Here is a 26,842-nt window from a genome sequence, read left to right as displayed (position 1 = left end):
GCAGCATCGTGCCGCATACCTTTTTTCATCACATCACGGCCTGTTTTGCCAATACGACAAATTCCCCATCTTTCACATCAACGACGACTTTTTGTCCTTTGGCGATCGTGCCTTTTAACAGTTCTTCGGACAAACGGTCTTCAATATGTTTTTGCAAAGCGCGGCGCAACGGGCGAGCCCCGTATTCCGGATCGAAACCTTCAGCAGCGATTTTCTCAATCGCCGCCTCCGTCAATTCAAGGTCAATATCTTGCTCTTTCAGCCGTTTCACCAGCGTATCAGCCATCAGACGGACAATTTGTTTTAGATGGTCTTTTTCAAGCGAATGGAAGACGATAATTTCATCGATCCGGTTCAAAAACTCCGGACGGAACGCTTTTTTCAGCTCATCCATGACCTTGCTTTTCATGTCTTTGTATTGCTGGTTTCCATCCTGGATGTTAAAGCCGACATACTTGTTCCGCTTCAAAGCATCCGCGCCGACGTTCGATGTCATAATGATGATCGTGTTGCGGAAGTCAACCGTCCGCCCTTTCGAGTCAGTCAACCGCCCGTCTTCGAGCACCTGCAGCAAGATGTTAAACACGTCCGGATGCGCTTTTTCCATCTCATCCAACAGAACGACCGAGTATGGCTTGCGGCGCACTTTTTCGGTCAGCTGGCCGCCTTCTTCGTAGCCGACATACCCCGGCGGCGAACCGATGAGCCGCGATGTCGAGTGTTTTTCCATATACTCGGACATATCGATGCGAATGAGGGCATCTTCATCTCCAAACATTGCCTCGGCCAATGCACGGGCCAATTCCGTTTTCCCGACGCCGGTCGGGCCGAGGAAAATGAACGAACCGATCGGGCGTTTCGGGTCTTTGAGGCCAGCCCGGGCGCGGCGCACCGCTTTGGCCACCGCTTTGACCGCCTCGTCTTGGCCGACGACGCGCGAATGCAAAATTTCTTCCAGTTTCAACAGCCGCTCGGTTTCCGTCTCGGCCAGCTTCGATACCGGAATCCCGGTCCAACTCGAGACGACCGCGGCAATGTCTTCGACCGTCACTTCCAAATTTTCTTGGCCTTGTTTTTCTTTCCACGCACGTTTCGTTTCTTCAAGCTCTTCACGCAGCCGCTGCTCCATATCACGCAGCGACGCCGCTTTTTCAAATTCTTGGCTTTGCACGGCCGCATCTTTCTCTTTTCGCACTTCTTCAAGCTTTTGCTCCAGTTCTTTCAGTTTCGGCGGCGCCGTGAACGAACGGAGACGCACTTTCGAGCAAGCTTCATCAATCAAGTCGATCGCTTTATCCGGCAGGAACCGGTCGGTAATATACCGGTCGGAAAGTTTGACTGCCTGAATGATCGCCTCATCGGAAATCGAGACGCGATGATGCGCTTCATACCGGTCGCGCAGCCCTTTTAAAATTTGAATCGACTCTTCAACTGTCGGCTCATCGACGTGAATCGGCTGGAAGCGGCGCTCGAGCGCAGCATCTTTCTCAATGTATTTGCGGTATTCATCAAGCGTTGTCGCACCGATACATTGCAATTCTCCACGCGCCAAGGCCGGCTTTAAAATGTTCGACGCGTCGATGGCCCCTTCGGCTCCGCCAGCGCCGATTAACGTATGGAGTTCATCGATGAACAAAATGATATTGCCCGCCTGGCGAATTTCGTCCATCACTTTTTTCAGCCGGTCTTCAAATTCGCCGCGGTATTTCGTCCCGGCGACGACCGTCCCCATATCGAGCGTCATGACCCGTTTGTCGCGCAGCGTTTCCGGCACTTCGTTGTTGACGATTTGCTGGGCCAATCCTTCCGCGATCGCTGTTTTTCCAACCCCCGGTTCACCGATGAGCACCGGGTTGTTTTTTGTCCGTCGGCTCAACACTTCAATGACACGCTGAATTTCTTTGCTGCGGCCGATGACCGGATCAAGCCGCCCTTCGCGGGCAATCGCCGTCAAATCGCGGGCAAGGCTGTCAAGCGTCGGCGTGCTTACATGCGAAGCTCCCCCACCGCCGTGGCCCGATACCGATTCATTGCTGCCGAGCAGTTGCAACACTTGTTGGCGCGCCTTGTTCAAGCTCACCCCGAGGTTGTTCAGCACGCGAGCGGCCACGCCTTCCCCCTCGCGGATCAAGCCAAGCAAAATATGCTCCGTGCCGACATACGAATGGCCAAGTTTCCTCGCTTCGTCCATTGACAGCTCGATCACTTTTTTCGCCCGCGGCGTGTAATGGAGCGTATGGGACACTTCATTGCCGCGGCCGATGAGCGATTCAACTTCTTTTTGGATTTTATCCGGGCCAAGTCCAAGCGCCATGAGCGCTTTAGCAGCGATTCCTTCCCCCTCACGGATCAGCCCAAGCAAAATATGTTCGGTTCCGATATTGTTATGGCCGAGGCGGATGGCTTCCTCTTGCGCCAACGCCAGCACTTTTTGCGCCCGTTCCGTAAATCTGCCAAACATCATCGTTCATCACCCTCCATCTTTCTTCGTGTTTCCATCCTTAAGCGTTCCCGAATCAACGCCGCCCGGCGGACATCCCGTTCCTCAGGGCGAAGCACCCCTCCGGCATATTGTTGCAAAAATCCTGGCTGCGTCAAAATCATCAGCTCATTTAAAATGTTGCGCGGGATGTTTTTGATATATCCTAAATCGATCCCTAAACGCACATCCGACAGGCATTGCGCCGCCTCCTTCGAATCGATGACGCGGCAGTTGGCCAATATGCCGTATGAACGGAATACCTTGTCTTCTAATTGTATGCCCAACGTTTTCACTAATGCCTGGCGAGCCGCCCTTTCTTGGGCGATGAGCTGCTCAACGATCGTATGCAAATCAGCGACAATATCTTCTTCTGATTTTCCGAGCGTAATTTGGTTCGAAATTTGGAAAATGTTCCCTAAAGCCTCACTTCCTTCCCCATACGTACCGCGGACGACGAGTCCCAACTGGTTGATGGCAGGGATGATGCGGTTGATCTGCTGCGTCAGCACCAGCGCCGGAAGATGCATCATCACCGACGCCCGCAACCCTGTTCCGACGTTCGTCGGACAGCTCGTTAAGTAACCAAGCCGTTCATCGAACGCATAGTTGACATGCCCTTCAATCCAATCATCCAACTCGCTCGCCGCCTCAAGCGCCTCGGCAAGCTGAAGCCCTGGAAACAGACACTGAATGCGGATATGGTCTTCCTCGTTGATCATAATGCTGATTTCCTCATTTTCCGAAAGCAGGCAGGCGCCAAACGGCGAATCTTCAGCCAAATGCGGGCTGATTAAGTGCTTTTCCACCAATACCCGTTTTTCAATCGGTTGAAGCTCCGACATTTTCAACAGTTCAAACCGTCCCGCTTCCCCATACGGACGATGGACGAACGCGCGCTCAAACAAGGCAACGATTTGTTTCGCCTCTTCGCTGCTAAACAGCGTTGGGAAACGAAAATCAACAATATTGCGCGCCAGCCGGATGCGGCTGCTCAACACGATGTCCGAATTCGGCCCCTCCTGGCTCATCCAAGCGCTGACCGCTGTGTTGAAAAACTTTCCAAATGACATACCGCTACATCTCCCCCTCTCCACGTCGGCGAAGTTCGTCCTCTAACGAACGAATCTGGTCGCGCACCTCGGCCGCCCGCTCAAATTCCTCGCGGGCAACTAATTCCTGAAGCTTTTGTTTCAACGTGGCCAGCTGCTTCCGCAAATGGAGGACGCCGCCTTTTCGCTTCGGAATTTTCCCTGAATGAGCAGTATTTCCGCTATGAAGCCGTTTTAAAATCGGCGGAAGGTAACGGGCAAACGTCCGATAGCAGTCGGCGCAACCGAACCGCCCAATTTGCGTAAACTGGTGGTATGTCATTTGGCACGTCTCGCATTGAAGCAAATCCGGATTCGGGAACGCATTGGCCGTCACTTCTTTCATCGGAGCTTGAAAGTTGAGAAGCCCCGCTAACAAATTGTTGAGCGGAAAGTCGTCATGGCCATAGAGCATAAACGTATGACCATGTTCTTTGGCGCATTGCTCGCAAAGGTGAAATTCCGTTTTTTCCCCGTTGACTATTTTCGTAAAATGCATCGTCGCCGGGCGTTGCTTGCATTCTTGGCAAATCAATGCCTCCCCCTCCCCTACTTATACTTTAGCGACGTCAGCATCGCCTTTAACATGCGCGCCCGCAGTTCATCCCGCTCGGGCAAATCGATATATAAAACGGAGCGATCCATCACGCTCAACATCATTTTCGCTTCCCGCTCCGAAATCACCTTTTCTTCCATAAGTCGTTTTATCACATCTTCGGCGCTCGACTGGCTGATGCGGTGGCCGATCAGCTCGAGCAACTGGTCAATCAGCTGCGCCTCGCTTTTCGTCTTTACTTTCATAATGCGGATATAGCCGCCGCCACCGCGCTTGCTTTCAACAATATATCCGCGCTCGAGCGTGAATCTCGTGTTGATGACATAGTTGATTTGCGAGGGAACACATTGGAATTTATTAGCAATTTCACTTCGTTTAATTTCAACGATGTCTTGGTCGCTCATATTGAGTACTTGCTTCAAATATTGCTCGATAATGTCGGAAATGTTTGGCACTCTACCTCCCACCTTCCTCACAACCAAGCTGCTTGGCGGTCAAGCTGCTCCCTGTCCAATAATAAACGGGCATTCCTTGGGAGGAAGCATCACCGCCATCTTGTTGACTTTGACTATATTTGACCTTACTTTTACTATACAATGTATGACGAAAAATTGCAAGGGTTACCGAAACAAGGGAGACTATCTATAGAATATCCGTTTTTTCGCCCAGTAAAACGCTTCTCGGTCAGATAAACGAAAAAGCACGCTTTTTCTCCTAATGAAGAAAAAGGCGTGCTTTCTGCTTAGCCTAGCAGCGACCTACTCTTGCAGGGGCGCTGGCCCCAACTACCATCGGCGCTGGAGGGCTTAACTTCCGTGTTCGGGATGGGAACGGGTGTTTCCCCTCCGCTATCACCACTAGGCCATATGAGGTTGTCAGGAATTCGTTCCCTGAAAACTAGATAACCGTTTCGGGAAGAAGCCGCGGCGCTTTCACTTTTCATTGTCTAGCTCCGGCTCGCCGCCGCTCGGGGTCAAATAACCTTCCCCCTCGGGGTGCTAGCACCCCTGCGGGTGAAGAACATTTGCCCGTCGCGGCGAACCGCTCGCCTCCGCTTTTCTTGGTTAAGCCCTCGATCGATTAGTATCCGTCAGCTCCACGTGTCGCCACGCTTCCACCTCGGACCTATCGACCTCGTCATCTTCGAGGGATCTTACCCGCCTGACGCGGTGGGAAATCTCATCTTGAGGGGGGCTTCACGCTTAGATGCTTTCAGCGCTTATCCCGTCCGCACATAGCTACCCAGCGGTGCCCCTGGCGGGACAACTGGTACACCAGCGGTGCGTCCATCCCGGTCCTCTCGTACTAAGGACAGCTCCTCTCAAATTTCCTGCGCCCGCGACGGATAGGGACCGAACTGTCTCACGACGTTCTGAACCCAGCTCGCGTACCGCTTTAATGGGCGAACAGCCCAACCCTTGGGACCGACTACAGCCCCAGGATGCGATGAGCCGACATCGAGGTGCCAAACCTCCCCGTCGATGTGGACTCTTGGGGGAGATCAGCCTGTTATCCCCGGGGTAGCTTTTATCCGTTGAGCGATGGCCCTTCCATGCGGAACCACCGGATCACTAAGCCCGACTTTCGTCCCTGCTCGACCTGTCCGTCTCGCAGTCAAGCTCCCTTGTGCCTTTGCACTCTCCGAATGATTTCCAACCATTCTGAGGGAACCTTTGGGCGCCTCCGTTACCTTTTGGGAGGCGACCGCCCCAGTCAAACTGCCCACCTGACACTGTCTCCCACCCCGCTAAGGGGTGCGGGTTAGAATTTCAATACCGCCAGGGTGGTATCCCACCGCCGCCTCCACCGAAGCTGGCGCTCCGGCTTCCCAGGCTCCCACCTATCCTGTACAAGCGATACCAAAATTCCATATCAGGCTGCAGTAAAGCTCCACGGGGTCTTTCCGTCCTGTCGCGGGTAACCTGCATCTTCACAGGTAGTATAATTTCACCGGGTCTCTCGTTGAGACAGCGCCCAAGTCGTTACACCTTTCGTGCGGGTCGGAACTTACCCGACAAGGAATTTCGCTACCTTAGGACCGTTATAGTTACGGCCGCCGTTTACTGGGGCTTCGGTTCGCACCTTCGCTTCCGCTAAGCGCTCCCCTTAACCTTCCAGCACCGGGCAGGTGTCAGCCCCTATACGTCGCCTTTCGGCTTCGCAGAGACCTGTGTTTTTGATAAACAGTCGCTTGGGCCTTTTCACTGCGGCTCGTTCGGGCTCTTCACCCAAACGAGCACCCCTTCTCCCGAAGTTACGGGGTCATTTTGCCGAGTTCCTTAACGAGAGTTCTCCCGCGCGCCTTAGGATTCTCTCCTCGCCTACCTGTGTCGGTTTGCGGTACGGGCACCTCTTCCCTCGCTAGAGGCTTTTCTTGGCAGTGTGAAATCGGGGACTTCCGGATCAATCCGTCGCCATCACCGCTTGGCCTTACAATCCGCGGATTTGCCTACGGATCAGCCTTGCGGCTTGGACAGGCTCTTCCAGCCGCCTGCTCGCCCTATCCTCCTGCGTCCCCCCATCGCTCAAACGGGAAGGAGGTGGTACAGGAATCTCAACCTGTTGTCCATCACCTACGCCTTTCGGCCTCGGCTTAGGTCCCGACTAACCCTGAGCGGACGAACCTTCCTCAGGAACCCTTAGGCTTTCGGCGCAGAGGATTCTCACCTCTGTTTTCGCTACTCATACCGGCATTCTCACTTCTAAGCGCTCCACCAGTCCTTCCGGTCTGGCTTCAACGCCCTTAGAACGCTCCCCTACCGATGACCAACGGTCATCCCGCAGCTTCGGCGGCACGTTTAGCCCCGGTACATTTTCGGCGCAGAGTCACTCGACCAGTGAGCTATTACGCACTCTTTAAATGGTGGCTGCTTCTAAGCCAACATCCTGGTTGTCTTTGCAACTCCACATCCTTTTCCACTGAACGTGCACTTTGGGGCCTTAGCTGGCGATCTGGGCTGTTTCCCTCTCGACCACGGATCTTATCACTCGCAGTCTGACTCCCGGGCATAAGTCGTTGGCATTCGGAGTTTGACTGGGTTCGGTAACCCGATGAGGGCCCCTAGCCCAATCAGTGCTCTACCTCCAACACTCTCCATCCCGAGGCTAGCCCTAAAGCTATTTCGGGGAGAACCAGCTATCTCCAAGTTCGATTGGCATTTCACCCCTACCCACACCTCATCCCCGCACTTTTCAACGTGCGTGGGTTCGGGCCTCCAGCCGGTGTTACCCGGCCTTCACCCTGGACATGGGTAGATCACCTGGTTTCGGGTCGACGACGACGTACTTTTCGCCCTGTTCAGACTCGCTTTCGCTGCGGCTCCGCCTCTTCGGCTTAACCTCGCACGCCATCGTCACTCGCCGGTTCATTCTACAAAAGGCACGCCATCACGCATGAACGCGCTCTGACTACTTGTAGGCACACGGTTTCAGGTTCTCTTTCACTCCCCTTCCGGGGTGCTTTTCACCTTTCCCTCACGGTACTGGTGCACTATCGGTCACTAGGGAGTATTTAGCCTTGGGAGATGGTCCTCCCTGCTTCCGACGGGATTTCCCGTGTCCCGCCGTACTCAGGATCCGCTCGGGAGGGAACGAAGTTTCGACTACAGGGCTGTCACCTTCTCTGGCCGGCCGTTCCAGACCGGTTCGTCTACCCCGTTCCTTTCTCACTCCCACAATGAGCGGTCCTACAACCCCAAGAGGCACGCCTCTTGGTTTGGGCTGTTCCCGTTTCGCTCGCCGCTACTCAGGGAATCGCGTTTGCTTTCTTCTCCTCCGGGTACTAAGATGTTTCAGTTCCCCGGGTGTGCCCTCCATGCCCTATGGATTCAGGCATGGATACTGCCCCATTACGGACAGTGGGTTCCCCCATTCGGACATCTCCGGATCAACGCTTGCTTACAGCTCCCCGGAGCGTTTCGGCGTTTGCCCCGTCCTTCATCGGCTCCTAGTGCCAAGGCATCCACCGTGCGCCCTTTCTAGCTTAACCTACAGCGCTCTCGGCTTCTTCCTTATTGTCTAGCGTCGGCTCGCCGCCGCTCGGGGTCAAATAACCTTCGCCTTCCGGGTGCAAGCACCCTTGCAGGCGAAGAACATTTGCCCATCGCGATCGCCACGATGGCGATATTTCGCCGTTGCCCGCAGGACGCGGGCTGCCTTTAGGCGAAATTACGAGCCTCCGCTTTTCCGGTTATCTAGTTTTCAAGGAACGAAGCTGCTGCCTTGAGTCTGCTTCTTTGCAGCTTTGCGCCGAGGAATCTTGCTTCCCCGAACCTGCTAGCAGACGCAGGCACAGGCGCTTTTGAAGGAATTTCTCATTCCTTCAAAACTGAACGAAGCGACTGCCTTGAGTCTGCTTCCTTGCAGCTTTGCGCCGAGGAATCCATCTTCCTTGAATCTGCTAGAAGACGCAGGCGCAAAACAAGTGAAGGAATTTCTCATTCCCTCAAAACCGAACGAAACGAAAGCGCTGTGTATCGACAGTTGGCCATTGCGGCCTCCGCTTTTCGAATTGTCTAGCTCCGGCTCGCCGCCGCTCGGGGTCAAATAACCTTCGCCTTCCGGGTGCAAGCACCCTTGCAGGCGAAGAACATTTGCCCATCGCGGCGACCCGCGAGCCTCCGCTTTTCGTCCTTAGAAAGGAGGTGATCCAGCCGCACCTTCCGGTACGGCTACCTTGTTACGACTTCACCCCAATCACTTGCCCCACCTTCGGCGGCTGGCTCCCTTGCGGGTTACCTCACCGACTTCGGGTGTTGCAAGCTCTCGTGGTGTGACGGGCGGTGTGTACAAGGCCCGGGAACGTATTCACCGCGGCATGCTGATCCGCGATTACTAGCGATTCCGGCTTCATGCAGGCGAGTTGCAGCCTGCAATCCGAACTGAGAGCGGCTTTTTGGGATTCGCTCCCCCTCGCGGGTTCGCAGCCCTTTGTACCGCCCATTGTAGCACGTGTGTAGCCCAGGTCATAAGGGGCATGATGATTTGACGTCATCCCCACCTTCCTCCGACTTGTCGCCGGCAGTCCCTCTAGAGTGCCCAACTGAATGCTGGCAACTAGAGGCGAGGGTTGCGCTCGTTGCGGGACTTAACCCAACATCTCACGACACGAGCTGACGACAACCATGCACCACCTGTCACCCTGTCCCCCCGAAGGGGGAACGCCCAATCTCTTGGGTTGTCAGGGGATGTCAAGACCTGGTAAGGTTCTTCGCGTTGCTTCGAATTAAACCACATGCTCCACCGCTTGTGCGGGCCCCCGTCAATTCCTTTGAGTTTCAGCCTTGCGGCCGTACTCCCCAGGCGGAGTGCTTATCGCGTTAGCTGCAGCACTAAAGGGTGTGACCCCTCTAACACTTAGCACTCATCGTTTACGGCGTGGACTACCAGGGTATCTAATCCTGTTTGCTCCCCACGCTTTCGCGCCTCAGCGTCAGGTGCAGGCCAGAGAGCCGCCTTCGCCACTGGTGTTCCTCCACATCTCTACGCATTTCACCGCTACACGTGGAATTCCGCTCTCCTCTCCTGCCCTCAAGTCCCCCAGTTTCCAATGACCCTCCACGGTTGAGCCGTGGGCTTTCACATCAGACTTAAGAGACCGCCTGCGCGCGCTTTACGCCCAATAATTCCGGACAACGCTCGCCCCCTACGTATTACCGCGGCTGCTGGCACGTAGTTAGCCGGGGCTTTCTCGTGAGGTACCGTCACCGCGCCGCCCTCTTCGAACGGCGCTCCTTCGTCCCTCACAACAGAGCTTTACGACCCGAAGGCCTTCTTCGCTCACGCGGCGTCGCTCCGTCAGGCTTTCGCCCATTGCGGAAGATTCCCTACTGCTGCCTCCCGTAGGAGTCTGGGCCGTGTCTCAGTCCCAGTGTGGCCGGTCACCCTCTCAGGCCGGCTACGCATCGTCGCCTTGGTGAGCCGTTACCTCACCAACTAGCTAATGCGCCGCGGGCCCATCCGCAAGTGACAGCCCAAAGGCCGCCTTTCAACCGAAGACCATGCGGTCTTCGGTGTTATCCGGTATTAGCTCCGGTTTCCCGGAGTTATCCCGGTCTTGCGGGCAGGTTGCCCACGTGTTACTCACCCGTCCGCCGCTGACCGAATCAAGGCAAGCCCCAATCCGGTCCGCTCGACTTGCATGTATTAGGCACGCCGCCAGCGTTCGTCCTGAGCCAGGATCAAACTCTCCAAAGAAAGTTGATTGGCTTTTGCTTCGGCCCATGCGGACCTCCGCTTTTCGTATTGTCCAGCTTCGGTCCGCCGCCGCTCGGGGTCAAATAACCTTCGCCTTCCGGGTGCAAGCACCCTTGCAGGCGAAGAACATTTGCCCATCGCGGCGACCCGCGGACCTCCGCTTTTCGTCGCGCTTCGTTTCGTTCAGTTTTCAAGGAACGATAATGGAGCCTATCGGGATCGAACCGATGACCTCCTGCGTGCAAAGCAGGCGCTCTCCCAGCTGAGCTAAGGCCCCATGCGGACGCTATCGGGAAGACAGGATTTGAACCTGCGACCCCATGGTCCCAAACCATGTGCTCTGCCAAGCTGAGCTACTTCCCGCTAACGCGCTCGAGAGGATTCGAACCCCTAACCTTCTGATCCGTAGTCAGATGCTCTATCCAATTGAGCTACGAGCGCAAGTGCCGAGGGCCGGACTCGAACCGGCACGGTAGTTACCTACCCCAGGATTTTAAGTCCTGTGCGTCTGCCAATTCCGCCACCCCGGCTAATAGGCAAATAAATGGAGCGGAAGACGGGACTCGAACCCGCGACCCCCACCTTGGCAAGGTGGTGTTCTACCACTGAACTACTTCCGCCCAAATCATTATGCGGGTGAAGGGACTCGAACCCCCACGCCCGTAAAGGGCACTAGACCCTGAATCTAGCGCGTCTGCCAATTCCGCCACACCCGCAAATATATAGTTGGTGGTGAGCCATGGAGGACTCGAACCTCCGACCCTCTGATTAAAAGTCAGATGCTCTACCTACTGAGCTAATGGCTCATGGTTGGGTATACACTCCAGGTACTACCTAGCTCTACCTGCCTCTTCCTCTGCCAGCCTATTCAAAGAAGCTAGGTGCGTCGAGGCAACTCGAAGCAAACTCGATGATGCATCGCTCGTTACTGAGCTAATGGCTCATGGTTAGGATAACACTCTACAGCTTCGTTTCACTCTACCTGCCTCTTCCTCTCCCAGCTGTTTCACAGATGCCTAGTGCGTCGAGGCAACTCGAAGCAAACTCGATGATGCATCGCTCGTTACTGAGCTAATGGCTCATGGTTGGGTATACACTCTAAGCTTCATTTCACTCTACCTGCCCCTTCCTCTACAAGCTTATTCGAAGAAGTCAAGTGCGTCGGGGCAACTCGAAGCAAATCCGAAGATGCAACGCTCGTTACTGAGCTAATGGCTCATGGTATATAAATGGTGGAGGATGACGGGATCGAACCGCCGACCCCTTGCTTGTAAGGCAAGTGCTCTCCCAGCTGAGCTAATCCTCCACGCTGTTGCCTAGCGACGACCTACTCTCGCAGGGACGCTGGCCCCAACTACCATCGGCGCTGGAGGGCTTAACTTCCGTGTTCGGGATGGGAACGGGTGTTTCCCCTCCGCTATCATCACTAGGCAGTCAACAGAACAGACAAGTTATATTATAATCAGATTTGTTTGCTTGTCAATATCGTTTTGTGCGTCATTATTGACGTCTCACGTGCTATCATAATATAACACACTGAAGAAAGCTTGTCAACTCATTTCGTTTTTTGTTTTGTTCTCAAAAACAACATTGCTCATTATATACATTCTATGACCAAAAGTCAATCGTCGAACGAAAATTAGCGTTGGTACGTGTTATAGGCAAATGCGAGTGGTGTATGATGCAAATATGATTTGCCAAGACGATAGTAATGATCAACGATTTTCCGGTTTAGATCTTTCCATTTGTCTAGGACGGGCGGCAAATTGAGAAACTTTGCAACACTATAACTTCGTTCCTTTCGATTTCTCAAAAACCAAACGAATCCGTTGTTTTTCACCGGCCTTCTTAGGGGCTGGCAGCAGCCGGCTTTTTCTTGAATCGAGTTCTCATAACAAACTGTCCCCTGCCGTTGTTCGCAACAGGGGACGATCGTGGTTATTTATGGCGCATTTGCGGGAAGAGCAATACATCGCGAATGGACGGTGAATTGGTCAAAAGCATGACTAACCGGTCGACCCCGATCCCGAGTCCGCCCGTCGGCGGCATGCCGTATTCGAGCGCTTCGAGGAAATCTTCGTCCATTTCGTGCGCTTCATCGTTTCCTTGTTCGCGCTCCTTCAGCTGCTCCTCAAACCGTTGACGCTGATCGATCGGGTCGTTTAGTTCCGTAAAGGCGTTCGCATGTTCGCGCCCGACGATGAACAGCTCAAACCGATCGGTAAAGCGCGGGTCGTCTGGGTTTTTCTTGGCTAATGGCGAGATTTCGACCGGGTGGCCGTAAATGAACGTCGGCTGGATCAGTTTATCCTCTACTTTTTGTTCAAAAAATTCATTGACGATATGGCCGAACGTCATGTGCGGCGCGACTTCGACACCGTGTTCTTTGGCCAGCTCCCGCGCCTCTTCGTCGCTCATCTGCCGCCAGAAATCGACGCCGACATATTCCTTGATCGCATCGACCATATGGAGGCGCCGCCATTCAGGCGTCAAGTCGACAAGATGTTCGCCGTACTGGATTTTTGTTGTGCCAAGCACTTCCGTGGCAATATGAGCGATCAAGTTCTCCGTTAATTTCATGATATCGCGGAAGTCGGCATACGCCTCGTACAATTCGAGCATCGTAAACTCCGGGTTATGGCGGGTGGAAATGCCTTCATTCCGGAAAACGCGCCCGATTTCATACACTTTTTCCAAGCCGCCGACGATGAGCCGTTTCAAATGCAGCTCGATGGCGATCCGCATATACAGCGTCATATCGAGCGCATTATGATGCGTAATGAACGGGCGCGCCGCCGCACCGCCTGCTACGGCGTGCATCATCGGTGTCTCGACTTCCAAGTAGCCATGGCTGTCAAGATAGCGGCGCATCGATTGAATAATGAGACTGCGGGTGATGAACGTCTTTTTGCTCTCCGGATTCATAATTAAATCGAGGTAGCGTTGGCGGTAGCGCTGCTCGATATCTTTTAAGCCGTGGTATTTTTCCGGCAACGGACGCAGCGCTTTTGTTAAAAATTCATACGACGATACTTTGATCGAAAGTTCGCCGACCTTTGTTTTAAACATCGTGCCGCGCACGCCGACGATGTCGCCGAGGTCGGAGATTTTAAACAGCTCGTATTGCTGTTCGCCAACATCGTCTTGGCGGACGTAAATTTGAATTTGTCCCGTCACGTCCTGGATGTGAGCAAAGCCCGCTTTTCCCTTGCCTCTCTTTGTCATGATGCGGCCGGCGACGGCGACTTCGATTTGTTGCTCTTCGAGTTCCTCTTTTGACAAATCTCCGTACAGTTCAAACAGCTCTTCCGCTTTATGCGTGCGCTCGAACCGTTTGCCAAACGGATCGACACCCAATTCCTCAATTTTTTTCAGCTTTTCCCTGCGGACGCGCAGTTGGTCGTTCAATTCTTCATGGCTCATACCTCATTCACTCCATTTAGCGATTTTTTACGAAAAATACTGCCAGCACCCGCTGGCAGTCTTCCGCTGCATGAACGTCATCTCCGTTGTGTGAACTACCCGCTACCTACGCTTCGCTTAGAGGTGAAGGCTTCAAGCGACTTGTGCGTGTTCGCCGAACGGTAAGCCACACACCAGAACCCTTTACGCTTCCCTTCGTTCCGAAGGTGTCCGTTCTAGCCATATTCTATCCTATTCGTTGGCTAACGCCAACCAACATTCATCTCCCACTTACTCACTGGGTTACACCCTTCGCGTTCCTTGAGGTGGGAGACTTCTTTCCGAAATCCGTTAAACGGCTTCGGCGTTCGCCGCCCGGCTTTCCGCTTCTTCGGCGACTTGAAGCAAGAGCGCGGCCAATTCGTCCCGCGTCTCGCACTCGTTGATGGCGTTGCGGATTTTCGCTGCGCCGCGAATGCCTTTTAAATACCAAGCCGCGTGCTTGCGCATTTCTTTCACCGCAATGTACTCGCCTTTAAGGGCGATCAGACGGTCCAAGTGCAGCAGGCAGACATCGATTTTTTCCCTTGGGGTCGGTTCGGGAATGAGCTCCCCTGTTTCTAAATAGCGGACCGTGCGATAAATCATCCACGGGTTGCCGAGCGCCGCCCGCCCGATCATCACGCCGTCAACCCCAGTTTCTTCGAGCATCCGCTTGGCATCCTGCGGCGTTTTGACATCACCGTTTCCGATGACTGGAATGTTGACGGCCTCTTTGACTTGCTTAATGATGTCCCAATTCGCCTTCCCTTCATACATTTGCACCCTTGTCCGTCCATGGACGGCGACGGCTTTGCCGCCGGCGCGTTCGACCGCTTGGGCGTTTTCAACAGCGTAAATATGTTGGTCATCCCAACCGATTCGCATCTTGACCGTGACGGGTTTTTCGACGGCGTCGACAATGGCGGCGACGACATCGTAAATTTTGTTCGGGTCGAGGAGCCATTTCGCTCCGGCATCGCAATTCGTAATTTTCGGCACTGGGCAGCCCATGTTGATGTCGATAATATCGGCATTTGTATTTTTGTCGACAAATTTCGCTGCTTTGACAAGTGTTTCCTTTTCACCGCCGAAAATTTGCAAGCTGAGCGGCTTTTCGCGTTCGTCGATATAGAGCATATTTAACGTCTTTTCATTGTTGTATACGATTCCTTTATCGCTCACCATCTCTGCGCATACAAGACCGGCGCCGAACTCCTTTACGGTCAGGCGGAAAGCCGAATTGCACACGCCTGCCATCGGCGCAAGGACGACACGGTTTTGAATTTCCACATCACCAATGCGAAACATAAAAACGCCTCCTTTCTACCTGTTTGATTCGAACTTTGGCGGTGCCAGCTCCTCAACCGATACGTTCAGCCGCTCGGCGATCTGTCCGACAAGCGTGTCGGACGGCATCCGGTTCCCCCGTTCAATTTCGCCGAGAATCGAAACGGAAATGCCGAGTTCCTTGGCCAACTTTTCTTGTGTATATCCTTTCAGCTTTCGAAAAGCGCGAATACGTCTTCCCCATCTTTCTGCTTCCATACACGAACTCCTTTTTTGTCGGGTAGTCGGTCAATAATGTCTGCTAACGGTTCCGAAACGTTCGGTATTGTCAAATGGGAATTGATCTCGAGCAACGGGATTAAAACAAACGCCCGCTCCGCCATGCGCGGATGCGGAATGACAAGTCGCTCTGTTTCAATATTTTCATGATTGTACAACAAAATGTCAAGGTCTAACGTGCGCGGCCCCCAGCGAGTTTCCCTTTTCCTGCCAAATTCCTGTTCGATTTGTTGCGTCACGTCAAACAAAGCAAATGGCGACAAAGCGGTCGCCACCTCAATCACCATGTTTAAAAACTTGTCTTGGTTGACGTAACCGACCGGGTCGGTTTCATAGATGGACGAACCCGATGTGACAAAAATTCCCTTATGGCGATGAAGCGCCGCGACGGCTGAACGCAAATAGTACGCACGATCTCCAAGGTTGGAACCTAAAGCAATATACGCAATGTTTTCCATCTTACCGCCCCCTGTAGATTTCAACGGCGACATGCTGATAATGGCCGCGAATGGGCGGATTCGGCTTGATTACTTTCACCGTGCACCGCTGAACGGCGGGGAAAGCGGCAAGCAGCTCATCCGCGATCGCCTCGGCAACCGCTTCGATCAAGGCGAGCGTCCTCTCTTCCACGATCGTCCGACAGCGCTCGTATACTTCCGCATAGTTCACCGTATGCTCGAGACGGTCGCTCCGGCCGGCTGGACGCAAGTCGAGCTCAAGGGCCACATCGACCAAAAACCGCTGGCCGAGGACGTTTTCTTCTCGGAGCACTCCGTGATAACCGTAAAATTCCATACCTTGAATATAAATTTTATCGATGGCCGCTCTCTCCTTTCCCGAGCATCGCATCCATCATTTTCGCCATGCGGGCGATCGGCAATACGTCATGGACGCGGACGATATGCGCCCCCTTCACGATGCCAAGGCAAACCGTCGCCCCCGTTCCTTCGACCCGCTCCTCAACCGGCACATCGAGCACATGGCCGATAAACCGTTTGCGCGATGTGCCAAGCAAAAGTGGGTATCCCAAAGCAGCAAACTCATCGAGACGCCGCATCACTTCCAGGTTATGTTCAACCGTTTTGGCAAATCCGATCCCCGGATCTACAATAATGTTTTCCTCTTTTACTCCCGCCTGTTTGACAATACGGATGCTCTCCTTCAAGTCGGCGATCATGTCGGAAATGAGATCGCGGTATGCCATATCGTGACGGTTGTGCATTAAAATGATCGGCACTCCGTACGAAGCGGCGACGTGGGCCATATCCGGATCGGCTTTGGCGCCCCAAACGTCGTTGATGATATGCGCTCCCGCTTCAATGGCCTGCCTTGCGACCTCGGCTTTATACGTGTCGACGGAAATCGGCACGTCCACCGCATCGGCGATCGCTTTGACTGCCGGAATGACGCGCTGTAGCTCTTCATCAAGCGGCACTGGATCCGCCCCCGGACGAGTTGATTCACCGCCGATGTCAATGATGTCGGCTCCTTCCGCCACGAGCCGTTTCGCATGCTCGACCGCTTTTTCCACTTCATAAAACCGGCCGCCGTCGGAAAACGAGTCAGGCGTCACATTGACAATGCCCATGATCAACGTTTTTTGGCGCAAATCCAGCTCATGCCCGCGGCATTTTAATACAAAGGAACGCGTCATCGTTGCCATCATTCGTTCATCCTTTCTTTCAGTTCGTTCCTCGTCCATAATGTATCGGTAAAGCGGCGGTAATGATGTTGCAGCGCACAGGTCACCGGGCCATGTTTTCCGCTATAAGAGCGGCGGCCGATGCGGTGAAGCGGCACAATTTCCTGCAGTGAATTCGTAATAAAGACCTCATCAGCCTCCTGCAAATGGGACAGGGGATACGCTCCCTCTTTAATCGGGATATGAAGCCGTTCGAGCAAGGCGATGACGAACTGCCTCGTAACGCCGTTTAATATGCCAACAGACGGCGCCGGGGTGTAGACAACGCCGTCCTTGACCCAAAAAATATTCGAAACGATTCCCTCGGCTACTTGCCCGTCCCGATTTAAAAAAATGCCTTCCACATCCACACGGCGGCCAAGCTCCCACTTTCCAATTATATTGTTTAAATAATGATGCGATTTTAACCGTTCATCGCCTTCAGGGCTGTTCCGCCTCGTTGTTAAAACGACCCCTTCTTTCCCTTCTGGAGGGGCGGATGGCGGCAGCGGCTTCATATAGACGATCACCGTTGGATGGCTATACTGCTCCATCGACAAGCCAAGACCGCCAACCCCAGCCGAGACGTTGAAACGTACATAGGCGTCCTGAAGACCATTGGCCCTGAGCAACCGCTCGATGATCCCGAGCGCCTCCGCACGGCTTACCTGCTTTTGGATGCGCAACTCGGAAAGCCCGCGATTTAGCCGCGCTAAATGATCGTCAAGCAAAAACGGATGTCCCTCATACGTGCGGAACGTCTCAAACAAGCCGATCCCGTATAAAAAACCGTGGTCAAACGCCGAAACCCTCGCCTCCTCATACGGGACAATCTCCCCATTGACATACACATACATATGCCCATCACGCCTTTTTGTACGTATCAATAAAATTTTTCAGCAGCTGCATCCCATGGCTGGTCATAATCGACTCCGGGTGGAACTGTACTCCTTCGATTGGCAATGTTTTATGGCGAATGGCCATCACTTCGTCTTCGTCCGTCCAAGCCGACACGATGAAACAGTCTGGAAGCGTCTCTTTCTCAACGATAAGGGAATGGTAGCGCGTCGCTGTAAACGGGCTTGGCACGCCGCGGAAAATCGTTTCCCCGTCATGGTAAACGGACGACGTTTTCCCGTGCATCAGCCTTGGGGCACGGATGACGCGGCCGCCGAACGCCTGGGCGATCGCCTGATGGCCGAGGCAGACGCCAAAAATCGGGATGCGGCCGGCGAAGCGATCGATAACGGCCAAGCTGATTCCCGCCTCATTCGGTGTACATGGGCCGGGGGAAATCATGATAAAATCGGGATGAAGCCGCTCAATCTCGTCCACCGTAATTTCGTCGTTCCGCTTTACGAGCAGCTCTTCGCCTAAAACCCCTAAATATTGCACCAAATTGTACGTAAACGAATCATAGTTATCGATCATGACGATCATCCTTCTCACCTCATGCTCTGAAATAAAGTCTCTGCTTCGCTCAGCTCTTTCGCCTTCCAGAGGGCAGCGGCTTTTTTCAAACATTCTTTGTACTCGTGCTCCGGGTTGGAATCGATGACAATGCCTGCGCCTGCTTGCACATGGGCCAGCCCGTTTTTCACAACCATCGTGCGGATGGCGATGTTTAGCTCCATATTCCCTTGAAAATCGATCCAGCCGATCGAACCGGTGTACAAACCGCGGCGAACCGGCTCCAATTCTTCGATGATTTCCATCGTCCGCACTTTCGGAGCGCCGGTGATCGTTCCGCCGGGAAACATCGCACGAATAACAGAAAACGCATCATGTTCCGGAGCCATGATGCCGGATACGTGGGAAACAATATGCATCACATGCGAATACTTTTCCACCGTCATCCACTCATCGACACGCACCGTCCCATAGACACAGACACGCCCAAGGTCATTCCGCTCAAGATCAACGAGCATGGCGTGCTCGGCCCGCTCTTTTTCGCTGGCTAGCAGTTGGCGGGCGATTTGCCCGTCTTCCGCTTCCGTGCGTCCGCGCGAGCGGGTTCCGGCTATCGGGCGTGTTTCCAGCCGTTCTCCCTGCTTGCGGACGAGCAGCTCCGGCGAACCGCTGACAATTTGACATTCAGGGGTATGCACATACGCCATGTACGGCGACGGGTTAATGGTCCGCAGTTGTTTGTAAACAGCGAACGGGTGGGTCAACAGCGGACGGGACTGGCGCACCGACAAATTGACTTGGAACACATCGCCCGCTGCAATATAATGTTGAACGCGGCGGACCGCTTCCATAAACTGCTCCTTTGTCATGGAAACCGATGGACAAGCCGATGAGACAACGGACGGCCAAACCGGCGGGCTGCTTCGCTCTTCAAGCCAAAGCCGTTCGTACATCTCCAACCGCCGCTCCGCTTCTCCTTCTTCCCCTTCATCTGCATAAGCGAGCAAATGAAGGCGATCGGTTTGATGATCGTAAATCGCCACATCGTCAAATACAAAAAACTGCATAGACGGCAGCTGCAAATCATCTACAGCCAGCGATGGAAGCCGTTCGATATAACGAGCAGCGTCATAGCTGATATAGCCGACCAACCCGCCTTGGCACGGGAGCGGCTCCCCCTCCCCCGGCGCCACACGTTGTGAAAACCATTGCTGCAGCAACTCGAGCGGTGGCCCGTTCAGCACCGTTTCTTTTCCACGATAGATAATGGACAGCTGATGCCCGGCGGCACGAATGATCCCGCTCGGATTGAGGCCGATGATGCTGTATCTTCCCCCTTGTCCGCTCTCCAGCAACACGTGGTGCCGCCGGCCGTATGCCAGTTGCTCATACTGATAAAACCAATCCCGCCCGCTGTAATGAATGGTCCGCTTCAGCCGCCTTCGTCTTTGTTTCATCACAGCCAACCCCCTTACGACGCTCATCATTATCCTTATTGTACAATGAGTCGGCGCTCATATCACCCATAAACATAAAAAAGTTCGACAGGGTCACCCCTGCCGAAAGTAAAGCTGCTTAGTCTTCGAATTGGTAAAGCGGCGTGCTCAAATAGCGCTCCCCATTGCTCGGGATGATGGCAAGTACTTTTTTCCCTTTGCCGAGCTCTTTCGCCACCTTCAACGCCGCATGAATGGCAGCGCCGGACGAAATGCCGCCAAGGATGCCTTCTTCGCGGGCGGCACGGCGGGCAGCCGCAAACGCTTCGTCGGTTGTGACGGTAATGACTTCATCGTAAATGCTTGTATCCAAAATATCCGGGATAAATCCGGCTCCGATTCCTTGAATTTTATGCGGGCCCGGTTTGCCGCCCGACAAGACCGGCGAATCAGCCGGCTCAACCGCATAAATTTTAATGTTTGGATACGCTTCACGCAACACTTTGCCGGCGCCTGTGATCGTTCCGCCCGTCCCGATGCCGGCCACAAACGCGTCAAGCTGGTCGCCCATTTGTTCGACGATTTCTTTGCCCGTTGTCAAACGATGAATTTCCGGGTTGGCTTCGTTTTTGAATTGCTGCGGCATAAAATAGCCATGCTCGCGAGCGAGCTCTTCCGCTTTTTCGATCGCACCACGCATTCCTTGAGCGCCCGGCGTGAGCACCAGCTCAGCTCCATACGCCCGCAACAGGTTGCGGCGCTCTAAGCTCATCGTATCCGGCATGACCAACACTGCTTTGTATCCTTTCGCCGCCGCGACCATTGCCAGCCCGATTCCGGTGTTGCCGCTTGTCGGTTCGACGATCGTATCGCCTGGCTTCAGTTTCCCTTCTTTTTCCGCCGCCTCAATCATCGCCAATGCAATCCGGTCTTTGACGCTGCTGCCCGGGTTCATGAACTCCAATTTTACATAAACATCAGCGCTGTCCTCATCGACGATACGATTTAGTTTCACGGCTGGTGTATCGCCGATCAGTTCCGTTACAGAATTGACTGTGCGTGCCATGGTTCCACCCCTAATCCCGATTAATTTTATCGAATTTATCTCCAATGTATCAGCTATTAGTGAAATTGTCAATCATTTTCGCGTTTTCACCGTTTTTCGGCAAGTTGCTTCAGCTGTTCGAGCTCTTCTTTCGCAAAATGGTATGTTTCATTGCAAAAATGGCACGACGCTTCCGCCTGCCCTTCCTTGTCGATGATATCTTGAATCTCCCCTGGCCCCAGGCTGATGAGCGCATCCGCGATCCGCTCGCGCGAACAGCGGCAGACAAATGACACCGGCATCGTCTCCAACACCCGGACGCCGCCGCCTAATTGTTCCAATATTTGCTCCGGTGTTAGGCCGTTTTCAATCATGCGCGACACAGGCGGAATTTGTTTCAACCGCTCCTCAATGCGGCTGATCGTTTGTTCTTCCGTTCCAGGCATCAATTGAATGATAAACCCTCCCGCGGCCCGGATCGTGTAATCGGGGTTGACGAGCACGCCGACGCCGACGGACGACGGGATTTGCTCGGAAGAAGCGAAATAATAGGTGAAATCCTCACCGAGCTCCCCCGAGATGATCGGCACTTGACCGGTGAAAAAGTCGCGCAGCCCGAGGTCTTTGACGACCGTCAGCATCCCGTTTTTGCCGACCGCCCGCGCGACATCGAGTTTCCCGTGTTCATTCAGCTCGAAGTGCACGTGCGGATTGGTCACATAGCCGCGCACTTCCCCTTTGGCATTGCTGTCGATTAAAATCGTGCCGATCGGCCCGCCGCCATCAATTTTGATGGTCAACGTTTCATCCCCTTTTAACATTGCTCCCATCATAACGCCGGCCGTCAGCGCCCGTCCGAGCGCCGCCGAGGCGGTCGGCCACGTTTGATGGCGGCGCTGCGCTTCCGCCACCGTCTCCGTCGTCCTTGCCGCATACGCCCTCACCTGTCCGTCATAGGCGAGCGCTTTGACTAAGTAATCTCCCATCTTCACCAAGCCCTTCATCCTTTTTTCTCGGTATTTTTCTCGTACAACAATTTTAAGCCTGTCAGCGTCAAAAACGGATCCACGACATCGATCACGTCCGATTCGCCGGCAATGAGAGGCGCAAGGCCGCCAGTGGCGATGACTTTCGGCGGAACTTTGCTTTTCGCCTTCATGCGCGACACGATGCCTTCCACTTGTCCAACATAGCCGTATAAAATGCCGGCCTGCATGGCGCTGACTGTATTTTTGCCGATGATATCGTCCGGACGGGCGATTTCAATGCGCGGCAATTTTGCTGCCCGCGCAAACAGCGCCTCCGTCGAAATCATAATTCCCGGGGCAATAGCCCCTCCCATATATTGTTTATGTTCGTTAATATAACAATACGTCGTCGCCGTGCCAAAATCGACAATAATGAGCGGGCTGCCGTACAAATGGATGCCCGCGACCGCATTGACGATCCGGTCGGCGCCCACTTCGCGCGGATTATCGTATTTAATGTCCAGCCCGGTTTTAATGCCCGGTCCGACAACGAGCGGCTTTACGTGGAAATATTTTAAGCACATGCGTTCAAGGGCAAACATAATCGGCGGCACAACCGAAGAAATGATGATGCCGCGGATGTCGGAAAACTGCAAGCCGACATGGCTCAAGAGCGCCTTGATGGTCATGCCATACTCGTCTTCCGTTTTCGCCCGGCTCGTCTCGATGCGCCAATGGTGTTTTAATTCATCGCCGTCATAAACCCCCAACACGGTATTGGTGTTGCCGACGTCCAACACAAAAATCATGGCCTCATTCCCCACTTTTCTTCAATAAGTTCCTTTCTCTATCATATCATACTTGATTTTCCCGCGGAAAAAAACAGCGCCAACCTACGGGGCCGCGGCTAAAAAAAAGATGCCTCTGAATAGAGACATCGATTACTCCTCTTTCTTTTGAATATTAATTTTCACGTCGATGTCGCCCTTGCCTGCTTCATCGCGGCCTTTGCGGTCGGGCGGCAGCGTGCCGTGCTCAAATAAATGTTTAATTTGTTCCGCATCAAGCGTTTCGACTTCCAACAGCGTTGTGGCGATTAGATCCAGTTTGTCACGGTGCTGCGTTAAAATCTGCTTCGCCTTTTCGTAGCACTCTTTAATGATGCGCTGGATTTCCAAGTCAATTTCGTAAGCAATTTTATCGCTGTAATTTTGCTCATTATGCAAGTCGCGTCCTAAAAACACTTGCCCGCTCGGTTGGCCGAATTGCAGCGGACCAAGCTTTTCGCTCATGCCGAACTCCATCACCATCCGGCGCGCGATGTTTGTCGCCCGCTGAAAATCGTTGTGGGCCCCCGTGCTCACTTCGTTGAACACGATTTCCTCGGCGACGCGCCCGCCGAGCAGGCCGGTGATTTTATCCATTAATTCGGCTTTCGTCATAAAGTACCGGTCTTCTTTCGGCAGCATGACCGCATAGCCTCCGGCTTGGCCGCGCGGAACGATCGTCACTTTATGCACCATTTCCGCGTTGGCAAGCACCATGCCGATGACCGTATGCCCAGCTTCGTGAAACGCGACGATCCGCCGCTCTTTTTCCGAAATGACGCGGCTTTTTTTCGCCGGTCCGGCAATGACGCGGTCGGTCGCCTCGTCGATGTCGCTCATGTCGATTTTCTTTTTGTTGCGGCGCGCTGCAACGAGCGCCGCCTCGTTCAACAAGTTTTCCAAATCGGCGCCGGAAAATCCTGGCGTGCGCATGGCGATCGCCTTCAAATCAACCGACTCATCGAGCGGCTTGTTGCGGGCATGCACGCGCAACACCGCTTCGCGCCCTTTCACATCCGGCCGGTCGACGGTAATCTGCCGGTCGAAGCGGCCCGGGCGCAACAGCGCCGGGTCTAAAATGTCCGGCCGGTTTGTTGCCGCAATAATGATGATGCCTTCATTGCCGTTAAAACCGTCCATTTCCACAAGCAGCTGGTTGAGCGTCTGCTCCCTCTCATCATGGCCGCCGCCAAGGCCGGCGCCGCGCTGGCGGCCGACGGCGTCAATCTCGTCGATGAAAATGATGCACGGTGCGTTCTTTTTCGCTGTTTCAAACAAGTCGCGCACGCGCGAAGCGCCAACCCCAACGAACATTTCTACGAAATCCGACCCGCTGATCGAGAAAAACGGCACGCCCGCTTCCCCGGCAACCGCGCGCGCCAACAACGTTTTCCCGGTCCCCGGCGGCCCGACAAGCAACACCCCTTTTGGAATGCGGGCGCCGAGTTCGGCGAATTTGCGCGGATCTTTCAAAAACTCAACAATTTCCACGAGCTCTTCTTTTTCCTCGTCCGCTCCAGCCACATCGCGAAAACGGACCTTCCGCTTGTCATCCGTATACAGCCGCGCCCGGCTTTTGCCGAAATTCATCACCCGGCTGCCGCCGCCTTGCGCCTGATTCAACAGAAAGAAAAACAAAATAAACATAATCACAAACGGAATGATGGAAGTGAAAAACGTCACCCATCCGCTCGTTTCATCCGCAGGCACAACTTCCACCCGCGTCCGTGCCGCCGCTGCATCAATGCGGTCCAGCACTTTGTCGCTGTTCATGACATAAGTGGAAAAATACTGACCTTCATTGTATGTTTTCAATCGGCCTTTGATTTCATATACGCCGCGCTCCGGCTTAATGGAAAACGACTCAACGTCCCCGTTTTCCAGATGAGTGATAAACGCATCGTACGTCATCGGCTCAGTCCGCTGGTTCGTGCCGTTAAAAAAGCTGACGACGCCGATCACGACGAGGAAAATCAGCAAATAAAAGATGGTGTTGCGGAAAATCCGGTTCATTTCTTGCCTCCTCCCATATGAAACACACTATACTCAATACTAGCATAGAAATTTGCTTAAATACAAACAATTCGGCCGGTGCACGACAATCGCTTCACTTTTGGTACACTTCTGGCTTTAAGACGCCGATAAACGGGAGGTTGCGGTATTTTTCAGCATAATCGAGGCCATAGCCGACAACGAATTCGTCGGGGACGGTAAATCCAGTGTAATCAGCCTGAATATCCGCCTTCCGGCCCGACGGCTTGTCAAGGAGGGTGACGATTTTAATCGAATTCGCTTTCCGGTAGCGGAACAAATCCACCAAATAACTGAGCGTCAACCCGCTGTCGATAATGTCTTCAATGATCAAAATGTCGCGGCCCTCAACCGATGTATTTAAGTCTTTGACAATTTTCACTTCACCGGATGAAACAGTCGCATTGCCGTAGCTTGACACATCCATAAAATCCATTTCCAAGTATGTATCGATATGTTTGAGCAAATCGGCCATAAACGGCATCGCCCCTTTGAGGACGCCGACGGCGAGCGGAAAACGCCCCTCATACTCTTTCGTCAACAAGCCGCCGAGTTCTTTGACTTTCGCCTGAATTTCCTCCTCAGTGATCAACACTTTTTGAATATCGTCTTTCATTCCCATCTTTTTTCCTCCTAGCTGTTCATCGCCTCATAATGGAGCAGGATATAACGGGCTTGCCCGCGGTCTTCGGCTTCAAAAGCCGATTTTTTCAGCCCGGGCACCCAGAGAATGCGGCCGTCGGCATCTTCGACGATCGGCCAGCCATCCCTTTCCGTCCGCGGAACTTTGGCTTCAATGAAAATCTCTTTAATTTTTTTCGTGCCTCCCGTCCCTTTCAGCACCATCCGGTCGCCCTCGCGGCGCGTCCGCACGCGAAGCGGAAGGGACACCGCATCGGGGTCAACCACAAACGAATCGTTTCCCAGCCGTCCCTTCGGATAGTGTTCCCTAAATTCACTCACGATTGCACCACCGGTTGGGAGGGGCAATAGCGCTGGAACCGGCAAGTCAAGCTGATAGCTTGGAGCGCCGCTTTGGACGCCAAACGTAAACAAACAGCGGTCATACGAGCGGATCGCTTTGAGCCCTTTTGGCAAATCAATTTGTCCGGAAGGGCGGGCGCGTTCGCAAAGCATCAGTATATGACCGATATGTACAAAAGTCAACGCCGCCGGAACGGCGTCGTAAAGGCGAAGCAGCAAAAGCTGCAACACCCGACGCTGCAACGGCCGAGGCAATGCGAGAAACGGGCGGAGATGCAACACAACTTCATTATATTGTTTTTCCATTACTTTATTCAGCGCGTCGATTGCCAATTCCTCCAAGAACTGCTCATCTTCCGCCATCATTTCACTATATTGTTGAAATCGCTCATGCAAGCGCGGATTTTCCTGTTTCAGCAACGGAATAATATAGCGGCGGAACCGGTTGCGCGTGTAGTCGTCTTTTTCGTTGCTTGGGTCGCGGCGCGGGGCGAGCCCTGCCTTTTCGCAATACTCCTCGATGTCCGCCCGGCTGACGGCTAAAAACGGGCGGATGAGATACCCGCCGTGAAACGGCCGCTTGACGGGGATGCCGGCATATCCTTTTCCTGTGCTGCCGCGCACAAGCCGCATTAAAATCGTCTCGACTTGGTCATCGCCGTGATGGCCGACAGCGACATACTGGGCTTGATGTTTTTTCACCAGTTCGGCAAAAAAGCGGTATCGACAGTTGCGCGCCGCCTCTTGGGCGCCAAGGCCCGTGCGGCGCTGGAAAGCGGGAACGTCGATTTGCGCCGTCTCACATAAAATACGGTGTTCGGCGCAAAAATGTTTCACAAACTCCATCTCCTCTTCCGATTCCCGCCCGCGAAACATATGGTCGACATGGGCCGCTACAAGGCGAAGCTTCCACTCATCGCGAAGCGAAAGAAACACGTGCAGCAGAGCAAGCGAGTCGGGGCCCCCGGAAACGCCGACAATGACTGTCGCCCCTTTTGAAAGCAGTCCGTGCCTGTCAATAAAGGCGCGCACTTTATCCATCATCGCCGAAACCCTCTTTACCCTCTTTTAGCTTCATCGTAACACGACCGCCCCATTTTCTCAAAACTTCCGTTTCTTTATTTTACTA

General features: G+C 53.7%; 19 protein-coding genes, 8 tRNA genes and 4 rRNA genes. All 31 read right to left on the bottom strand.

All coding sequences use genetic code 11. The features are described 5' to 3' along the window. Positions 1 to 28 precede the first annotated feature (28 nt). Positions 29 to 2,464 (bottom strand): ATP-dependent protease ATP-binding subunit ClpC, encoded by a 2,436-nt coding sequence (gene clpC, locus ACR1UW_RS02375; RefSeq protein ID WP_033008616.1) that lies wholly within the window; start codon positions 2,462 to 2,464, stop codon positions 29 to 31. After that, positions 2,461 to 3,552 (bottom strand): protein-arginine kinase McsB, encoded by a 1,092-nt coding sequence (mcsB, locus tag ACR1UW_RS02370; RefSeq protein ID WP_047817637.1) that lies wholly within the window; start codon positions 3,550 to 3,552, stop codon positions 2,461 to 2,463. The genes clpC and mcsB overlap by 4 nt, the downstream gene beginning before the upstream one ends. Before the next feature lie 4 nt (positions 3,553 to 3,556). After that, positions 3,557 to 4,105, bottom strand: a complete 549-nt coding sequence (gene mcsA / locus ACR1UW_RS02365; protein ID WP_033008611.1) for a protein-arginine kinase activator protein McsA — start codon at positions 4,103 to 4,105, stop codon at positions 3,557 to 3,559. Between the two features lie 14 nt (positions 4,106 to 4,119). After that, the gene (ctsR, locus tag ACR1UW_RS02360) at positions 4,120 to 4,581 is read right to left on the bottom strand and encodes a transcriptional regulator CtsR (protein ID WP_033008609.1); all 462 of its coding nucleotides are present in this window, start codon (positions 4,579 to 4,581) and stop codon (positions 4,120 to 4,122) included. A gap of 290 nt (positions 4,582 to 4,871) precedes the next feature. Beyond that, positions 4,872 to 4,988: ribosomal RNA gene (gene rrf / locus ACR1UW_RS02355) — 5S ribosomal RNA — on the bottom strand. Positions 4,989 to 5,186: 198 nt separating this feature from the next. Continuing rightward, positions 5,187 to 8,114: ribosomal RNA gene (locus ACR1UW_RS02350) — 23S ribosomal RNA — on the bottom strand. A 648-nt stretch (positions 8,115 to 8,762) separates the two neighbouring features. Continuing rightward, a 16S ribosomal RNA gene (locus ACR1UW_RS02345) occupies positions 8,763 to 10,321 on the bottom strand. A gap of 204 nt (positions 10,322 to 10,525) precedes the next feature. Next, positions 10,526 to 10,598 (bottom strand) — tRNA-Ala (locus ACR1UW_RS02340). A 12-nt stretch (positions 10,599 to 10,610) separates the two neighbouring features. After that, a tRNA-Pro gene (locus tag ACR1UW_RS02335) sits at positions 10,611 to 10,684 on the bottom strand. Positions 10,685 to 10,688: 4 nt separating this feature from the next. Beyond that, positions 10,689 to 10,762: transfer RNA gene (locus ACR1UW_RS02330), tRNA-Arg, on the bottom strand. A gap of 3 nt (positions 10,763 to 10,765) precedes the next feature. Further along, positions 10,766 to 10,851 (bottom strand) — tRNA-Leu (locus ACR1UW_RS02325). Positions 10,852 to 10,866: 15 nt separating this feature from the next. After that, positions 10,867 to 10,941, bottom strand: a tRNA-Gly gene (locus ACR1UW_RS02320). A gap of 11 nt (positions 10,942 to 10,952) precedes the next feature. After that, positions 10,953 to 11,037, bottom strand: a tRNA-Leu gene (locus ACR1UW_RS02315). 14 nt (positions 11,038 to 11,051) lie between these two features. After that, positions 11,052 to 11,127: transfer RNA gene (locus ACR1UW_RS02310), tRNA-Lys, on the bottom strand. A 424-nt stretch (positions 11,128 to 11,551) separates the two neighbouring features. Further along, a tRNA-Val gene (locus tag ACR1UW_RS02305) sits at positions 11,552 to 11,627 on the bottom strand. 8 nt (positions 11,628 to 11,635) lie between these two features. Continuing rightward, positions 11,636 to 11,752 (bottom strand): 5S ribosomal RNA (gene rrf, locus ACR1UW_RS02300). Together the 16S, 23S and 5S rRNA genes with 8 tRNA genes alongside form the textbook arrangement of a ribosomal RNA operon. A gap of 507 nt (positions 11,753 to 12,259) precedes the next feature. After that, positions 12,260 to 13,744 (bottom strand): lysine--tRNA ligase, encoded by a 1,485-nt coding sequence (gene lysS / locus ACR1UW_RS02295; protein ID WP_033008952.1) that lies wholly within the window; start codon positions 13,742 to 13,744, stop codon positions 12,260 to 12,262. A 330-nt stretch (positions 13,745 to 14,074) separates the two neighbouring features. Beyond that, positions 14,075 to 15,073 carry a tRNA dihydrouridine synthase DusB gene (gene dusB, locus ACR1UW_RS02290; protein ID WP_033008953.1) on the bottom strand — a complete coding sequence of 333 codons (999 nt, stop codon included), beginning with the start codon at positions 15,071 to 15,073 and terminating at the stop codon, positions 14,075 to 14,077. Between the two features lie 15 nt (positions 15,074 to 15,088). Further along, the gene (locus ACR1UW_RS02285; RefSeq protein WP_033008955.1) at positions 15,089 to 15,310 is read right to left on the bottom strand and encodes a helix-turn-helix domain-containing protein; all 222 of its coding nucleotides are present in this window, start codon (positions 15,308 to 15,310) and stop codon (positions 15,089 to 15,091) included. Next, on the bottom strand, positions 15,262 to 15,789 hold the full coding sequence (gene folK, locus ACR1UW_RS02280; RefSeq protein ID WP_033008956.1) for a 2-amino-4-hydroxy-6-hydroxymethyldihydropteridine diphosphokinase: 528 nt from the start codon (positions 15,787 to 15,789) through the stop codon (positions 15,262 to 15,264). The genes ACR1UW_RS02285 and folK overlap by 49 nt, the downstream gene beginning before the upstream one ends. Position 15,790: 1 nt before the next feature. Further along, the gene (gene folB / locus ACR1UW_RS02275) at positions 15,791 to 16,150 is read right to left on the bottom strand and encodes a dihydroneopterin aldolase (protein WP_287136198.1); all 360 of its coding nucleotides are present in this window, start codon (positions 16,148 to 16,150) and stop codon (positions 15,791 to 15,793) included. Further along, complete coding sequence (folP, locus tag ACR1UW_RS02270; protein WP_050368050.1) at positions 16,143 to 16,997, bottom strand: dihydropteroate synthase; 855 nt, start codon at positions 16,995 to 16,997, stop codon at positions 16,143 to 16,145. The genes folB and folP overlap by 8 nt, the downstream gene beginning before the upstream one ends. Further along, the gene (pabC, locus tag ACR1UW_RS02265; RefSeq protein WP_055358735.1) at positions 16,994 to 17,869 is read right to left on the bottom strand and encodes an aminodeoxychorismate lyase; all 876 of its coding nucleotides are present in this window, start codon (positions 17,867 to 17,869) and stop codon (positions 16,994 to 16,996) included. The genes folP and pabC overlap by 4 nt, the downstream gene beginning before the upstream one ends. Positions 17,870 to 17,876: 7 nt before the next feature. Beyond that, a complete protein-coding gene (gene pabA / locus ACR1UW_RS02260) occupies positions 17,877 to 18,452 on the bottom strand; it encodes an aminodeoxychorismate/anthranilate synthase component II (RefSeq protein ID WP_033008961.1) in 576 nt (191 codons plus the stop codon). A 5-nt stretch (positions 18,453 to 18,457) separates the two neighbouring features. Beyond that, positions 18,458 to 19,879, bottom strand: coding sequence for an aminodeoxychorismate synthase, component I (pabB, locus tag ACR1UW_RS02255; RefSeq protein WP_049624449.1), 1,422 nt, complete (start codon positions 19,877 to 19,879; stop codon positions 18,458 to 18,460). 118 nt (positions 19,880 to 19,997) lie between these two features. Next, positions 19,998 to 20,924: a cysteine synthase A gene (gene cysK / locus ACR1UW_RS02250; RefSeq protein ID WP_033014187.1), complete on the bottom strand. Its 927-nt coding sequence runs from the start codon at positions 20,922 to 20,924 to the stop codon at positions 19,998 to 20,000. Between the two features lie 86 nt (positions 20,925 to 21,010). Further along, complete coding sequence (hslO, locus tag ACR1UW_RS02245; protein WP_033014188.1) at positions 21,011 to 21,889, bottom strand: Hsp33 family molecular chaperone HslO; 879 nt, start codon at positions 21,887 to 21,889, stop codon at positions 21,011 to 21,013. A gap of 14 nt (positions 21,890 to 21,903) precedes the next feature. Beyond that, entirely contained in the window at positions 21,904 to 22,680 is a 777-nt protein-coding gene (locus tag ACR1UW_RS02240; RefSeq protein ID WP_033009019.1) for a type III pantothenate kinase, read from the bottom strand. Positions 22,681 to 22,812: 132 nt separating this feature from the next. Then, the gene (ftsH, locus tag ACR1UW_RS02235) at positions 22,813 to 24,711 is read right to left on the bottom strand and encodes an ATP-dependent zinc metalloprotease FtsH (protein WP_063330348.1); all 1,899 of its coding nucleotides are present in this window, start codon (positions 24,709 to 24,711) and stop codon (positions 22,813 to 22,815) included. Positions 24,712 to 24,805: 94 nt separating this feature from the next. Beyond that, a complete protein-coding gene (gene hpt, locus ACR1UW_RS02230) occupies positions 24,806 to 25,351 on the bottom strand; it encodes a hypoxanthine phosphoribosyltransferase (protein ID WP_012820458.1) in 546 nt (181 codons plus the stop codon). A gap of 11 nt (positions 25,352 to 25,362) precedes the next feature. Next, complete coding sequence (tilS, locus tag ACR1UW_RS02225; RefSeq protein ID WP_033008967.1) at positions 25,363 to 26,757, bottom strand: tRNA lysidine(34) synthetase TilS; 1,395 nt, start codon at positions 26,755 to 26,757, stop codon at positions 25,363 to 25,365. Between the last annotated feature and the right edge of the window lie 85 nt (positions 26,758 to 26,842).

It is taken from the genome of Geobacillus lituanicus (genome assembly GCF_050994965.1).
Taxonomy (GTDB): domain Bacteria; phylum Bacillota; class Bacilli; order Bacillales; family Anoxybacillaceae; genus Geobacillus; species Geobacillus stearothermophilus.
The sequence above is the reverse complement of the archived record's forward strand: the minus strand, read 5'-3'. Positions and strand labels throughout refer to the sequence as shown.

Bases quoted from the DNA above. Each gene is read 5' to 3' on its own strand.
- clpC (WP_033008616.1), bottom strand. From the start codon at position 2,464: ATGATGTTTGGCAGATTTACGGAACGGGCGCAAAAAGTGCTGGCGTTG.
- mcsB (WP_047817637.1), bottom strand. From the start codon at position 3,552: ATGTCATTTGGAAAGTTTTTCAACACAGCGGTCAGCGCTTGGATGAGC.
- lysS (WP_033008952.1), bottom strand. From the start codon at position 13,744: ATGAGCCATGAAGAATTGAACGACCAACTGCGCGTCCGCAGGGAAAAG.
- dusB (WP_033008953.1), bottom strand. From the start codon at position 15,073: ATGTTTCGCATTGGTGATGTGGAAATTCAAAACCGTGTCGTCCTTGCG.
- ACR1UW_RS02285 (WP_033008955.1), bottom strand. From the start codon at position 15,310: ATGGAAGCAGAAAGATGGGGAAGACGTATTCGCGCTTTTCGAAAGCTG.
- folK (WP_033008956.1), bottom strand. From the start codon at position 15,789: ATGGAAAACATTGCGTATATTGCTTTAGGTTCCAACCTTGGAGATCGT.
- folP (WP_050368050.1), bottom strand. From the start codon at position 16,997: ATGATGGCAACGATGACGCGTTCCTTTGTATTAAAATGCCGCGGGCAT.
- pabC (WP_055358735.1), bottom strand. From the start codon at position 17,869: ATGTATGTGTATGTCAATGGGGAGATTGTCCCGTATGAGGAGGCGAGG.
- pabA (WP_033008961.1), bottom strand. From the start codon at position 18,452: ATGATCGTCATGATCGATAACTATGATTCGTTTACGTACAATTTGGTG.
- pabB (WP_049624449.1), bottom strand. From the start codon at position 19,879: ATGAAACAAAGACGAAGGCGGCTGAAGCGGACCATTCATTACAGCGGG.
- cysK (WP_033014187.1), bottom strand. From the start codon at position 20,924: ATGGCACGCACAGTCAATTCTGTAACGGAACTGATCGGCGATACACCA.
- hslO (WP_033014188.1), bottom strand. From the start codon at position 21,889: ATGGGAGATTACTTAGTCAAAGCGCTCGCCTATGACGGACAGGTGAGG.
- ACR1UW_RS02240 (WP_033009019.1), bottom strand. From the start codon at position 22,680: ATGATTTTTGTGTTGGACGTCGGCAACACCAATACCGTGTTGGGGGTT.
- ftsH (WP_063330348.1), bottom strand. From the start codon at position 24,711: ATGAACCGGATTTTCCGCAACACCATCTTTTATTTGCTGATTTTCCTC.
- hpt (WP_012820458.1), bottom strand. From the start codon at position 25,351: ATGGGAATGAAAGACGATATTCAAAAAGTGTTGATCACTGAGGAGGAA.
- tilS (WP_033008967.1), bottom strand. From the start codon at position 26,757: ATGATGGATAAAGTGCGCGCCTTTATTGACAGGCACGGACTGCTTTCA.